The following is a 13,530-nucleotide window of genomic DNA, read 5'->3' as shown; positions in this document are numbered from 1 at the left end:
GGTAAGCGGGCTTCTTGTGGTGAGCGGGCTTGCCCCGCGCTGGGCTGCGAAGCGGCCCCAATAAGGCCACCCCAATTTCTCAGAAAAACCGCAGTGCCTGGTTTTAGGGCTGCTTCGCAGCCCAGCGCGGGGCAAGCCCGCTCACCACAGAGAGCCTACTCAACACACAAAGTTCGCTCACCACAAAAAGCCCACTCAGCACACAAAGTTCGCTCACCACAAAAAGCCTACTCAGCACAAAAAAACCCAAGCGACTCACGGTAAGCAGACTCTCTGTGGTGAGCAGATTTTCCTGTGATGAACAGGCTTCTGTGATGAGCGGGCTTCTTGTGGTGAGCGGGCTTGCCCCGCGCTGGGCTGCGAAGCGGCCCCAATAAGGCCACCCCAACTTCTCAGAAAAACCGCAGTGCCTGGTTTTAGGGCTGCTTCGCAGCCCAGCGCGGGGCAAGCCCGCTCACCACAGAAAGCCTACTCAACACACAAAGTTCGCTCACCACAGAAAGCCCCTCACCAAAAAAACCCCAAGCGACTCACGCCTGCGCACTGAACCGCTGCGCCGCACGCCGCTCATACATCGCCGCTTCCGTCTCCTGAGTCGCCCGCTCACCCTTATAGGCCAACTGCGTCAAAAACTTCGCATCCCTGAACTCTGCTGGGACCATGCTATGCGTGTCTTTGAACAGCGGCGCCAGATCAAGGGAGCTGGCGAAGTTTTCCTGGGTCAGGCTGTAGTAACCCATGACGCTGCCGGACCAGGGCGAGCTGGCGTCCGTCATGTCGATGGCAGCATCTCGGTAGGCGACGGCTGCGGTTTTGAGACCCAGGGATTTGTTGAGCAGATCCGTGAGCCGCTGGGTGTCCGAGCTGTTGAGCTGGCCGGCGGTATTGAGCACTTTCAGACTGCCGTCAGCGTCGACGGTGAAGCCGTATTTTTTGCTGGCAAGGTCGGGCGCGGTAGTCGACAGAGTTGACTGGAAGGCCTGGAAAGAGGCTTTCAACGTGTTGTGCGCACCTTTGAAGATTTCGGCGAACCGAGGGTACTCCGGCGATTCAGAGCGACCCACCCAGACGTCGACGACCTCCAGTGGTTTCGACGTGGTGCTGGTGTCTTCACTGGGATGGTAGATGGCGGCTGGCGCGGCGTTTGCCAGGGCTTCCTTGGCGACATCCGTCAGCGGCTGGGGCGTAAGCGTCTGGTTGGAAGGCGCAAGGGTGACGTTGGCCGGCGAGGGATAGGCGGAGCTGACGGAGAGAGCCATTTAATCGGTCCATGATTGGCGGGTTCCTCAAGGTTATCGACGGTGCTGGAGCAACCTTTAGCTCAATGACCCGCCTAGCCTCTCAGCGCACTGATGATGAACGCGTGAAGACCATTGACGGCGTTGGACCCGCGAGAAGCTCGGCTGCGCAAGATCGAAACCTCCATCGGCGCAATGTTCCCCAACCCCTGCTCACTGCCCAAGACCTGCAGCGATGCCGGCACGCTGCACTGAGTGATCGCGGCAATTGCCAGTCCACCTTCGACGGCGGCCACTTGGCCAGCGAGGCTTGAGCTGTTGTAGACCACTTTGAATTGGCGGCCCTGTCGGGTCAGTGAGTCCACCGCATAACGCCGAGCCAGGCTTTCACTTTCGTAAACAGCGATGGGCACCGGCTCTCGACGCCACAGTTCGAACTGCGGTGAGCCCACCCACACCATGGGTTCCTTGAACAGAAACGTGCCGCTTTGCGGCGAGTCCCTGGACACCAGTGCAAGGTCAAGATCGCCGCTTCGCACACGCGGGATCAAGGTGGTCGACTGTTCACAGGTCAGCTCTATGTCCACGCCTGCGTAGCGCGGTGCAAAGCGCTTGAGCAGCGGCGTGAGGTACTTGGCCGCGTAGTCCTCGGCGACGCCCAGGCGGATGCGACCGGTCAATGCTTCCCCATGAAAAGCCGCCTGGGTTTCAGCATGCAGGGCGAGCAGGCGGCGGGCATAGCCCAGCAGCGTCTGGCCATCAGCGGTCAGTTGCAGGTGGCGCGGACCACGGTTCAGCAGTTGCCGTCCAAGCGCGGCTTCAAGCTTTTTCATCTGCATACTGACGGCGGACTGGGATCGGTTCACCTCGTGCGCTGCGCCCGACAGCGAACCAGCATCCACCACCGCCACGAAGCACTTGAGCCAATCAATCTGCAGATCGCTGGCGAGCATGGGGCTACCTCTATGCGTTAATCGAATGACTACGATGTGAATTATGCGCTTTTCAGGATAGTCGCCCAGCCCTAATGATGATTCGCCTGAATCACCACTGCGGGATTTGAACATGCCATTCGAGACCTGGTTGCTCTATGTGTTTACCTGCTGCGGTATCGCAGTCGTGCCGGGGCCCAATGCGTTATTGGTGCTGACCCATGGTGCCATTCACGGGCGCCGCAAAACGCTGTTCACCATCACCGGCGGAGTGCTCGGTTTTGCGGTGGTGCTTTCGTTTTGCGCGCTGGGCCTGGGCGCACTGATTCAGGCGTCGTCCGCGTGGTTCAACGTGCTGAAGGTGGCCGGGGGGCTGTACCTGATCTGGCTGGGCTTCGGACTGTGGCGGGCTGCGCCGATGACGCTTGAGACTGCCGATACGGCTGGCTTCAGCGGTTGGTCACTGTTGCGCCAAGGCCTGGTATCGGCCCTTTCAAATCCCAAGGCGTTGCTGCTGTTTACCGCGTTTATCCCACCGTTCCTGGATCCGCACAAGAGCCTGATCGCCCAGACGGCTGCCATCGCACTGACCTACGCCGGGGTGGAGTTTGTGGTTGAGTATCTGGTCGCCAGCGCGGCGCACCGGGTCAGGCCTTGGTTGGCGAGGACCGGGCGCCGGTTCAATAAAGTCTGTGGTGGTTTTTTTGTGCTGTTTGGCTTGGCGCTCCCCATTCGTGCCTGACAGCTTCATGGTTGCCCTTGCAGGATCGTACAAGCCCACTGACCCGCAACGTGAGTAGCCTTGGATCTCTCACCCCACCCGAGGATCCACCATGGCCCAGCACCCGGTAAATCTCACCCAAAAAGCCTCGCTCATCGATCAACTGTGGAGCCCGCGAGTGGTCGCGCAAATGAACGACTACCAGTTCAAGGTCGTGCGGATCGAAGGCGAATTCATCTGGCACTCGCATCCGGAAACCGATGAGGCCTTTCTGGTGCTTGAAGGCACTTTGCGTATCGACCTCCCGGATGGCCCGGTGTATGTGGCTCCGGGCGAGCTGTACGTGGTGCCGCGTGGCGTCGAACACAGGACGGCCGCCGACGGCGAAGCCAAGCTGATGATGATCGAACCACGCGGCATCCTGAACACCGGGCATGAAGGGGGTGAGCGCACTGCCGAGAATGATCAGTGGATCTGAAACGTCGCCGCCCCCAGCAACCCCAGTAGCTCATTCACCAACTCAACCGCCTCCTGCTGATAGCCTTCACGCCAGCGCGCCGACCAATCATTCGGTCGGCCGTCTTCTTCCCACTCAGATAGCGCCAGGCCGTTGACGATTTCCAGCTCAAACCACTGGCGTTGCCAAGCGTCAGCGTCGGTGACCAGGGTGATGTCCTGCCACAGAAACTCGGTATGGGCGACAAAACGACTCAAGCGGAACAGGTCCTCGGTGGCCTGCTCTGCGAGTAGGATCAGTTGGGTTTTTTGGTCCATTGCGGGTTATTTGTCCTTGATCTCTTCCAGCCGTCCGCCGCAGGCGATGAACTTGTCGGTATAGCCTTCACGACAGGTGTTGCTCTGCACTGACACCACGCCGCTCGGCTTCAAACCGGAGCACGGATCGGGGTTCGAGGCGCTCGACGAAAATTGATGAGTGCACGTTTGGTAGCTGTTTCTTTGCGCCTCATCCAACACGCGCTGGCCCTCGGCGCTGTCTTTTGCGCGCTGTTCGCAGGCGTTGACGTTGGCATCCAGTTCGGCCACGCACTGCTGGCCCTGTGGGGTTTCAGGGTGGATGTAGCGGTACTGCGTGCAAGCGCCGAGGAGGAGAAAGGCAAGTGCGGCAAAAGCTTTGGTCACGGATTCCATATCCTTCAGGCGTGAATGTCGCGAGGTTGGACGTGGAAAAGGGCCCGGGGTTCTGCCATTGTCGCGCCGTTGTTTGTTTTTCCTGCGCCCCCGGAGCCCTTATGCCACCGACCAAACGCGACAGCGCCCGCATTGAGCGCCGACTCGTCGCCACCCTGACCGACGCCTGCGAAACCGCCAAAGCCGAAATCCCCGGCTTCGAATGGTTGACCCACACTGTCGATTACACAGCCTTTCCCCAAAGCCTGCGGGTGATCTGGGTGTTCGATACGCGCGCAAACAAGGACCACGCCCTTGCGACCGGTGTCGACCAGCGCATGCGTGAATTGACCGCTGCGGCGCTGGATGACGCCGAGGTAGCGCCCGTACAGGTTGACCGCTGTGTGCGTTTTGACTCTGAAGAGGAATGCCAGCGCCAGCACGGTGGCGATTGGCGTGTGCGCCTGCAACGCTAGTGGCTGCCTCGTAATCTCTGGATAATGCCCTCCTCCCGCCCCGATACGGAAATCCCGCTCAATGAAGTCGCCCGCCCTGCTTCTCGCTTCTGCCCTGTTGCTGCCCGCCATCGCCCACGCCGACGACGCCGCATTGACCGAGACGCTCAAGGCCTTCACGCGCTGCGACGCAACCTTCTTCAGCAGCCTGAACACGCACCGCGCCGCGTGGCAGGCCTATGCGCCGCTCAAGCAGGACAAGGACTTCACTTGGATCGCCGTTAAAAACCGTGCCGACCGCCAAGCCAATCAGGTGCCCGTCAGCGCGCCGCCCATCGCAGGCCTGAAGCTGTTGTCGTACGCCGACGAGGCCGCCGACCTCGATCAGTTGGGACGCTACTATTACTGGGGTTTTGTCGTGCAAGGCGGTGTGGACGAGGTAGCCCAGCACCTGGCACCACTGCTGGACGTGCCCGCGCGGCTGCAAAAAATCGACGGGTCTTATATTCGCAGTGAACTCAAGGTCGGCGACCGCTGGCAGGCGATCAAACCGCAACCGGGCAAGGCACCGGGCACACGCAACGTTGAGCGCGTGCTGATCGTCGAACCCGATGGCGAGCAAACACGCGTCAGTTGCTCGGTACAGGGCGGCGTCGATGCTGCGCTGCTGGCCTGGCTGCGGCCGGACATTGCACCGGTTGACTACCCGCGTACCGTGGTAGAAACCAGCATCAACGATGTCGACGTACCTGCCAGCGTGCTCCAACGCCTTGATTCGCCGCTGTTGCAGCCGAAGTTCAAGAGGTTGAGCTACTCCTACCTGTCCAAGAAAGGCGACGGCAGCCAGGACAGCCCGACTTCGGTCACCTTCACCGCCGACGGCGGCTTGCTGAAGAAGAATGAGGTGTACGGCAACGCCTTCAACGTCGATCGCCTGGTGCTCGCCGACTTGATCCAGTTGAAGTCGAAGATGAACGGCGTCGGCGATGGGCGAGTGCTGCAAACCCTCGCAGTCGAGTTGAAAGTGCCGAGCAGTTGGGCCCCTGGCCAGATCTTGCGCGCAGACATGCAGATGCTGAACGTCCCCGCCAAGCCCACCGACACCCCCACCGACACCTCATTGATCTGCAAGGTGGGTGAGCGCTTCCCGGCGCGCCAGGTGTTTGCCTCCTTGACCGGCGACGCCATCAAGCTTGAGTGCGACCAGGGCGACTACAAGACCTCGCGTGCGTTTATCGAGGACTTGGGCGTGGCGCTGACGCTGGAGTCGACGTCGAGCCAGTTCCACTACGTGAATCAATACACCGCGCTGGATGTCGTGCGCTGATCAGCCCAACGCCAGGACGCTGGGATCTGGGGCACTCTGCGCCAGCCCAGCGGTCTGTTGATGCACACCCCCTGCCCCGTGGAGTTCCCATGATCATTGTTCACCACCTCAACAACTCACGCTCGCAGCGCATCCTGTGGCTGCTGGAAGAGCTCGGCCTGCCCTACGAAATCAAGCGTTACCAGCGCGACCCAAAGACCAACCTCGCACCGCCTGAACTCAAGGCAATCAACGCCCTGGGCAAGTCCCCGGTGATTGAAGACGGTGCCAATGTGGTGATCGAATCCGGCGCCATCGTCGACTACCTGATCCGCCGCCATGGCGACGGCCGCCTGCAACCCGATCCCGCCTCGGCCGACTACGATAAATACGTGCAATGGCTGCATTTCGCCGAAGGTTCGGCCATGTTGCCGCTGATGCTTAACCTCTACGTGGGACGCCTGGGGGATGCCGGTGCACCGTTGCATCCACGCATCGAATCCGAGGTCGCCAACTATTTGGGCTATCTGAACGATGCGCTGGGGCACGCGCCGTATCTGCTGGGTGATGAGCTGAGCGGTGCAGACATCCAGATGAGTTTCATCGGCGAAATCGCCAAGGCCCAGGGCAAGTTGCAGGCGTACCCGCACTTGTCAGCGTGGGTGCAGCGGTTTCAGGCGCGGCCGGCGTATCGCCAGGCGCTGGAACAGGGCGGCGAGTATGCATTTGCCAACTAAGTAAACCCGGGCACGGTGGGTGTGCGACTAGCCCACCATCTGCCACAACGATGCGCCCACCCCGGTAATGCTCTCCCCGGCAATCAACCCCGCCGCTGCGGTAATCGCAAAGCGCTCAGTGATACTTGGCCAACGGCAGCTCACCAACCAGGTCAGCACCGCGCCCATCGCCATCATCAACGACACCGAAGCCGGCAGGACAAAAGCCAACCCCAGCGCGGCGGCACTCGGCAAGTAGCGGGAACGATGGGCCGGCAACAGGCTGTCGAGCACGCCCAACAACACGCCTGCACCGCCGCCAATGGCAATCGCCCAGCGGATGCTCGTCGACAATGAATCCAGCCCATGGGTCAGGGTTTGCGCCACGGCTTTCCACGTCGCCACCGCGGGCGCCGGCCACTCTTCGGTAAGCAGCATGGACTGCGGATCCGGAATCAGCGCCAGGTACGCAAACACGCCAACGATGCTGCCGATGAAAATCCCCAGGATCTGCGCGATCACTTGTTTGTGCGGCGTAGCACCAATCGCTTTGCCCACCTTGAAATCGTTCATCAAGTCCGTACATTGCCCCGCCGAGCCGCCAGCGGTGTTGGCGCTCATCAGGTTGATCGGCACCTGGCCGGGAGCAACGATGCCGAAGCTCAGTTGGGACAATTGCCCGATGGCGCCAATCGGCGGAATACCGGTGGCACCCACCACGCGGGCGGCGACGGCCGCGAGGCAGATCGCCAGGGGAATGGTCAGCAATGCCATCCACAGATTGATGCCGAACAACAGCGCTTGCAGACTGACTACTAAGCCTATCGACAGGATAAAACCAGCGGCCGGCCCGGGCTTGGGCACACTCCACATCTTGCCGCCGTCAGCTTTAGTGGAGGAGCGCAACGCCCACAAACGAATCGTCAGCGAGGCCAAGGTGGAACACACCATCAGGCTCACACCGGGCCACAGCAACCATTCCACCAATGCAGCGAATTGCGGGCCGCTGCTGTCTGCCGGCAACGTCACCAGGTTTTGTGCCAGCAGCCACGGGCCCAGGCCACCCCACGCAATCAAGGCGCCGAGCAGCAGAGTCAGGCCGACGCGAATACCGATAATGCCGCCGAACCCCAGCAGCAACAGCGAAGGATCGGCGGTAAAGGTCAGACGCTCCAACGGGGCTGTCGGCGACCAGCGCGGAAAGGCCCACATGAAGGTGTCCACCCACTTCACCAATCCGGACAGCAACGCGGCGCTGAGCAGCACCTTCAAACGTGTCGCGGCTTCGCGTCCGTGGTTGTAGATGTGCAGCAGGGTTTCCAGGGTGGCCATGCCTTCGGGGAACTTCAGCGCCTTGTCATTGAGCAACGAGGGGCGCAGGTACCAGGCGATCCAAATGCCCAGGAAACTCACCGAGAACACCCAGGCGATCATCGGCAACGCGTCTAACTGGTTGCCGGTCAACAAGGTGTAGGCCGGAATCGGCGCCACCAAACCGCCAGAGATGATCGAAGCGGCGGCCGAGGCGACGGTCTGGTTGATATTGCTCTCATGCAAGGTCCACGGCAGTTGCTCGGTGGAACGCTTAGCCAAGCCTTGCCAGATCGCATAACCCACCAGCAGGGCGATGATCGACATGTTGAACGACCAGCCGATCTTCAAGCCGGCGTACACATTGGATGGTGTGAGCAAAATACCGAGCACGGTGCCGGTGACGACGGCACGCAGGCTGAGTTCGCGTTCGACGGGGGCGTACTGGGGAATGGCTGGCGAGGCTGACAGCATGCGGATTCCTTTCGGCAATGAAACAGGGCGACCTAACAAGTGAGCCCTGTGGGCCCTGAAGGTTCCTGAATCGGCAAGAAGGAACAGCAGCGCAAAGCACGTCCGCTCTTGTGATGTGCGGGCTTTTTTTGGTCAGCCTGCGTGTAGGTGGCACATAAGCTTTTTGTGGTCAGCCTGCTGTAGGTGGCAACTAAGCTTTTTGTAGTGAGCGGGCTTGCCCCGCGCTGGGCTGCGAAGCGGCCCCATCAAGAACACCGCGTTTCGTCAGGTAGATCGCGCTGGCAGGTTTTAGGGCTGCTTCGCAGCCCAGCGCGGGGCAAGCCCGCTCACCACAAAAGCCACTGCTCACCGTAAGAAGCCTGCTCATCAGAGAAGCCTGCCAAACACAGGAGTTCGCCTGTTCTTAGGTGGCAAGTGAGCTTTTTGTGATCAGCCTGCTTGTGGGTGGCAAGAAAGCTTTTTGTGGTGAGCGGGCTTGCCCCGCGCTGGGCTGCGAAGCGGCCCCATCAAGAACACCGCGTTTCGTCAGGTAGATCGCGCCGGCAGGTTTTGGGGCTGCTTCGCAGCCCAGCGCGGGGCAAGCCCGCTCACCACAAAAGCCACTGCTCACCGTAAGAAGCCTGCTCACTACAAAAACCACTCAATAAGAAGCCTGCTCACTACAGAAACCTGCTCACCAGAGAAGCCTGCCCACCACAAAAACCTGCTCCCCAGGGAAGTCTGCCAAACACAGGAGTTCGCCCCTCTTATTCATAGCCACGCCGCATCCCACAACGAATAATCCCCCACCCGCTCCACCAGGCCAGCTCGTAAAGGGTTGGCAATGATGTAACGCGCCATCTTGCGAAGATCATCGTCCGCACGCACCGCCCTATCGTGATAGCCGGGTTGCCAAACACGCTCTTTACTTTGACGACGCTGGTTAATGACCAGCGTACTGCGCGACTTAATACGTCGCACCACGTCTGCCAACGCCTTTTGCTTCAACTCAAACAACCAGTGAATGTGGTCAGGCATGACGACCCAGGCCAGTGAATCGACCAGTCCCAGTTCATGAGCCTGCCGGAATTCGGCAACCAGCAGGCGCCCCAGGTAAAGGTCAGTGAATAAGCGCTGGCGCTGATGAACCACGGCAGTGATGAGGTAGCTGCGACCGTGTTCCGAGTAACGGCCGTGACGCAGACGGTGTGATTGAGGTGTGGGGCGCATCCGCTGCTCTACGTGAAATGCCTGAAGAGCCTTAACGCTAGCGCGCCGCAGGGGACGAGCCACTGTCACTTGTTGACCACATGTAACCCTGTGGGTCAGGCATACCGGTGCGTCGCAAGAGACACAACCAAGTGAGCCCAAAAACCAACTATTGCGGAGACAGAAATACAGTCATACGATGACTGATCACAAACATAACAATAAAGGCTCACTCGTGAATAAACCCCTCCTCATGGCCGCCGCCATTGCCTGCGGACTCAGCGCACACGCCAACGCTGCGACCTTCGCGTACATTTCCAGCCCCGGCGATGGCCTGATTTCCCAGTACCGGCTGGACGAGAGCAACGGCGCGTTGAGCCTGGTTGACCAGGTAACAGCCGGTGATCAGGTCAACCCCATGGCCCTGAGCCCCGACGGTAAAACCTTGTATGCCGCGCTGCGGGTCAAGCCGTTTCAAGTGCAGAGCTTCAGTATTGATCCAGCCAGCGGGCGGTTGACGCCACGCTCCAAGGCCCCGCTGGCAGAAAGCATGGCCTACCTGGCCACCGACCGCGCCGGACGTTATCTGCTCGCGGCCTCTTACGGGGCCGACACCCTCAGTGTGCAGCCCGTCGATAAGCCCGAGCCGATCCTCACCTACAAGACCGGCCCCCACGCGCACTCCCTGCGCACCGACCCCAGCAATCGCTTTGCCTACGCCGGCAACTTGGGCAACGACCACGTGCTGCAATATCGCTTCGAGGCAAACACCGGCGCACTCACGCCGATCGGCACCGGCTACGTGAGCGTGCCGGCTAACACCGGGCCTCGGCACTTGGCGTTTTCAGCCAACGGTAAATACCTGTATGTGGTCGGCGAAATGAGCGGCACCGTCACTGCATTTTCCATTGACGACAGCACCGGCGCGCTGACGCAGATCGGCGTAGCCAACGGCATTCCCGCGCGTTTGAAACTGGCCCACGGCGAAGTGCGGGACGCGCGCAACAATGATTTGAAGGACGACCCGACGCCACGCATCTGGGCCGCCGACCTGCGTTTGTCCCCAGATGGCACCCTACTGCTGATGAGCGAGCGCACCAGCAGCTCGGTGTCGGCGTTTGCGGTGGATGCGGCTACGGGTGGCCTGACGTTTCTCGACAACTACCCGGTCGAAGAGAAACAACCGCGCAATATCGCCTTCTCTCCCAATGGCCAATGGTTGCTGGTGACCGGCGAGAAAAGCGACAAGGTCGGTACCTACGCGGTCAGCGGCGCAGGTGCGTTGAAGCGCGTGGGTGAGGCGGCTTCAGGCAAAGGTGCGCTGTGGATTGAAGTCCTGCGCACCGCAGCCAAATAGCACTCAGCTCAAACGAAACCGCGCGGTGTTGTCACTCAACGCCTGGCTGCCCTTGCTCAAGGTGTCCGCCGCCCGGTTGACCGCTCGCGCGCCATCCAGCAAACGTCCTGCCGCCTGATCGACTTGCTGGATGTTGCCGCTCACTTCGTCCGCCGTCGCCGCTTGCTCCTCCACCGCTGTGGCGATCTGCGCCAGGGTGTCGGTGACGTTCTGCACCGCGCCGGCAATCTCGCCCAAGCGCGTGCCCAGGCCGGTGACGGACTCGGCATCGGTCAATGCTTGCTCGCACGCGGCGCCCATCAGCGTAACGGCCTGGCTCACGGTCGCGCGCAGGCTGTCGACGGTGCCGGCGATCTGCGCCGTGGAGGCCTGGGTGCGTTGGGACAGACTGCGCACTTCATCGGCCACCACCGCAAAGCCCCTGCCCTGCTCGCCGGCGCGGGCCGCTTCGATGGCCGCGTTGAGTGCGAGCAGGTTGGTCTGCTCGGCGATGCCGCGAATCGTGTCGACCACCGACTGAATCTGCTGCCCCTGCTGACTGACTTGCTGCAAAGCATCAGCCGTATCGGTAAGGCGTTGGTTGAGTTGCTGGATGCTGGCCGTGGTGCGTTGGCTGTCGCGGCTGCTGTCTTCGGCGATGCGTCGTGTTTGCTGGGCACTGCCCGACGCTTGTTCACAGCTTCTGGCGACGCCCATGGACGTCGCGGCCAACTGCGTAGCGGCGGCGGCGATCTGGCTGATTTGATGCTGCTGGTCTTCGACTTCGCTGAGGGTACTGCCCGATTGCGAATTGAGGGTGAGGACCGCTGAGCCGAGCTGCTGGGTTTCGTGGTTGACCCCCAGCAGGCTGGTGCGCAATTGCACCACCGCCACGTTCAGCGCGGTGCTGATCAGTGCCAGCTCGTCCCGCCCTTCCACCGCCACTTCGACGCACAGGTTACCGTCGCGCAAGGATTCGGCCAGGGTGGTGATGCCTCTTGCGCTGCGCTGTATGGAGGCTTGCAGGCACATGAACAGGTACAGCGCGGCCAGGGCCAGCACGCCGAAGGTCATCGCCAGAGGAATGAAGCGTTCGTTCGCGTTGCGGTGGTAGTAGCTCAAGCGCTCGTCCAGGGAGGTCAGCGACTGCACGCGCAGAGCGCTGAGCGAACCGAGCATGGCGTCGACACTGCGCTCGAAACCGGCGGTATCGAGCTTGATGGTGCCGCCGAACACGCCGTCGTCGAGCACTTTAAGCTCGTTATCCAACAGTTGCAGGCTGTTGTCGTACTGCGCCGTCCAGGGCTCCATGCCGTCGAATTGCTTGGCCTTGAGCGCAGCCGCCGCCTTGGCCAACTGGTCGCGCGCGTCGCCAATGCGGCTGCGCAGGTCGCGCATCTGCAAACGGCTTTGCAAGGTGAACTGCCCCGAAGCAATGGACGACTGCCCGACGCCCGCCATACGACCGATACGCTCGATCAAGTCTGGCGTCTGCTGTGTGCCCATCTGCATGAGCATGTAGGTTTCCAGCCAGGGATCGAGGATCAGCCCGGCGTCCAGGGTGATCTGTTCGCGCAGGGTTTGCATCGCGCTCAGCGCCGAGGTGAAACGGTCGTAGCCATCCGGCCACCAACCCACGGTGCGCAGCGAAGCGGAGTCCATGCCTTTGACGGTGGCCTGCAACGCCTCGTAGCGCGCGAGGATGTCGGCGCTGGCGTTCTGCGCTTTGAGCTCATCGCCCAAGGCTTGCAGGCTTTGCTGGATCAGCGGGAAATTCGTATCGACCTTGTCCATCGCCGCCTTCGCCGCCGGCGTCGGCGCGTGCAGGATGTCCGCCGCTTTCCAACGCGCAGCCAGGTTGCGCTGAGCCGTCAATTGACCGTCCAGTGCATCCAGGGCCAACAGTTGGCGCACGCCGGACTGCTCGGTGGAAATCACGCCTAATTTATCGCGATAGTCCTGGCCGATCATCCAGAGGCTCCCAGCCAGGGGCAGCATGAACAGGAAAAACAACACTTGGAATTTGCGCGCAAACCCCATACGTCCGAGCAGGCGGATACCGGGTGATAACAAGCTGTGCATGTCCGACTACTCCCTCAAACAACCCACGTGGTGCACGGTGGGCCAAGCCGTGAAATGACTAACGGCAAAGTGCCATGTCATTGATTAGCTTGGCTCTAGCAAGATACGGGCCGCTGAACAACAGCCCTGAAACAGGGCGGGCGGCACGGTTTTGGAGCCGATGGAGTGCTCGAAAATGGGGCAAAAGCACTCAGTGTTGGCAAGACTGCTGTAACCGCCGGAGACGACTGGCCCAGGTGCAGTCCAGAACACCTTTATTCACAGGCATCCTATCGGCAGCAAACCAGCCAAACTTGAAGGGCGCCGCGCTTTATGTGAGAGGCAGTGAGCAATGACTATTTGGCCTGCATGTAGCGACTGAAGTTCTTGATGTGATCGTCCAGATTGTCCTCAAGCATCAACCGATACTGATCACAGAAATACTTGAGCATCGCCTCGCGCTCCTCGGCCATGTGCTCACCGGACTTGAAGTTGCGTGCGCACGCCCAGGCGTTGAACCGCGTCGTGCCGAACATCATTGAAGCGCTGACTTGGCCGAGGTCTTCGAAGGTTTTCAGCTGTTCGTTCGACAGTTCGATGTGCGCGTCGGCGCGATCGTAGAAGGCGTGGTCGGTAGCGTCTGCCATTGCGGGGTTCCTGATTT

At 60.8% G+C, this 13,530-nt stretch carries 14 protein-coding genes; 6 read left to right on the top strand and 8 right to left on the bottom strand.

Features of this window, described 5'->3' with window-relative positions; genetic code table 11:
• Positions 1-530 precede the first annotated feature (530 nt).
• Both AB4N82_RS19430 and AB4N82_RS19425 read right to left on the bottom strand, forming a co-directional pair.
• A complete protein-coding gene (locus AB4N82_RS19430; RefSeq protein WP_032885867.1) occupies positions 531-1,259 on the bottom strand; it encodes a hypothetical protein in 729 nt (242 codons plus the stop codon).
• 74 nt (positions 1,260-1,333) lie between these two features.
• Complete coding sequence (locus AB4N82_RS19425) at positions 1,334-2,191, bottom strand: LysR family transcriptional regulator (protein WP_122764651.1); 858 nt, start codon at positions 2,189-2,191, stop codon at positions 1,334-1,336.
• 112 nt (positions 2,192-2,303) lie between these two features.
• Here AB4N82_RS19425 and AB4N82_RS19420 point away from each other — a divergent pair, with 112 nt between their 5' ends.
• The gene (locus AB4N82_RS19420; protein WP_122764650.1) at positions 2,304-2,912 is read left to right on the top strand and encodes a LysE family translocator; all 609 of its coding nucleotides are present in this window, start codon (positions 2,304-2,306) and stop codon (positions 2,910-2,912) included.
• A gap of 91 nt (positions 2,913-3,003) precedes the next feature.
• A complete protein-coding gene (locus AB4N82_RS19415; RefSeq protein ID WP_032885870.1) occupies positions 3,004-3,369 on the top strand; it encodes a cupin domain-containing protein in 366 nt (121 codons plus the stop codon).
• Here AB4N82_RS19415 and AB4N82_RS19410 read toward each other — a convergent pair.
• Entirely contained in the window at positions 3,357-3,665 is a 309-nt protein-coding gene (locus AB4N82_RS19410) for a hypothetical protein (protein ID WP_122764649.1), read from the bottom strand. The genes AB4N82_RS19415 and AB4N82_RS19410 overlap by 13 nt on opposite strands.
• A 6-nt stretch (positions 3,666-3,671) precedes the next feature.
• Positions 3,672-4,031 (bottom strand): hypothetical protein, encoded by a 360-nt coding sequence (locus tag AB4N82_RS19405; protein ID WP_143521261.1) that lies wholly within the window; start codon positions 4,029-4,031, stop codon positions 3,672-3,674.
• Positions 4,032-4,141: 110 nt separating this feature from the next.
• Between AB4N82_RS19405 and AB4N82_RS19400 the strand changes: the two genes are divergently transcribed.
• From AB4N82_RS19400 to AB4N82_RS19390, 3 genes are all read left to right on the top strand, one after another.
• Positions 4,142-4,495 carry a hypothetical protein gene (locus AB4N82_RS19400; RefSeq protein ID WP_032885876.1) on the top strand — a complete coding sequence of 118 codons (354 nt, stop codon included), beginning with the start codon at positions 4,142-4,144 and terminating at the stop codon, positions 4,493-4,495.
• A 61-nt stretch (positions 4,496-4,556) separates the two neighbouring features.
• Positions 4,557-5,801 carry a hypothetical protein gene (locus tag AB4N82_RS19395; RefSeq protein WP_095185537.1) on the top strand — a complete coding sequence of 415 codons (1,245 nt, stop codon included), beginning with the start codon at positions 4,557-4,559 and terminating at the stop codon, positions 5,799-5,801.
• Between the two features lie 89 nt (positions 5,802-5,890).
• Positions 5,891-6,517 carry a glutathione S-transferase family protein gene (locus AB4N82_RS19390; RefSeq protein ID WP_032885879.1) on the top strand — a complete coding sequence of 209 codons (627 nt, stop codon included), beginning with the start codon at positions 5,891-5,893 and terminating at the stop codon, positions 6,515-6,517.
• A 27-nt stretch (positions 6,518-6,544) separates the two neighbouring features.
• Here the strand turns inward: AB4N82_RS19390 and AB4N82_RS19385 are convergent, their stop codons facing one another.
• Together AB4N82_RS19385 and AB4N82_RS19380 are read right to left on the bottom strand one after the other, a co-directional pair.
• A complete protein-coding gene (locus AB4N82_RS19385) occupies positions 6,545-8,281 on the bottom strand; it encodes an OPT family oligopeptide transporter (protein WP_095185536.1) in 1,737 nt (578 codons plus the stop codon).
• A gap of 750 nt (positions 8,282-9,031) precedes the next feature.
• Entirely contained in the window at positions 9,032-9,490 is a 459-nt protein-coding gene (locus AB4N82_RS19380) for an REP-associated tyrosine transposase (RefSeq protein WP_032885881.1), read from the bottom strand.
• 214 nt (positions 9,491-9,704) lie between these two features.
• Between AB4N82_RS19380 and AB4N82_RS19375 the strand changes: the two genes are divergently transcribed.
• Positions 9,705-10,826 carry a lactonase family protein gene (locus AB4N82_RS19375; RefSeq protein WP_095185534.1) on the top strand — a complete coding sequence of 374 codons (1,122 nt, stop codon included), beginning with the start codon at positions 9,705-9,707 and terminating at the stop codon, positions 10,824-10,826.
• A gap of 3 nt (positions 10,827-10,829) precedes the next feature.
• On the opposite strand, the gene AB4N82_RS19370 is transcribed toward AB4N82_RS19375, so the two are convergent.
• Positions 10,830-12,887 (bottom strand): methyl-accepting chemotaxis protein, encoded by a 2,058-nt coding sequence (locus AB4N82_RS19370; RefSeq protein WP_032885884.1) that lies wholly within the window; start codon positions 12,885-12,887, stop codon positions 10,830-10,832.
• A 335-nt stretch (positions 12,888-13,222) separates the two neighbouring features.
• The gene (locus tag AB4N82_RS19365) at positions 13,223-13,513 is read right to left on the bottom strand and encodes a DUF3144 domain-containing protein (RefSeq protein WP_032885886.1); all 291 of its coding nucleotides are present in this window, start codon (positions 13,511-13,513) and stop codon (positions 13,223-13,225) included.
• Between the last annotated feature and the right edge of the window lie 17 nt (positions 13,514-13,530).

The sequence above is a fragment of the Pseudomonas sp. H1_D04 genome (genome assembly GCF_054683855.1).
The sequence above is the reverse complement of the archived record's forward strand: the minus strand, read 5'-3'. Positions and strand labels throughout refer to the sequence as shown.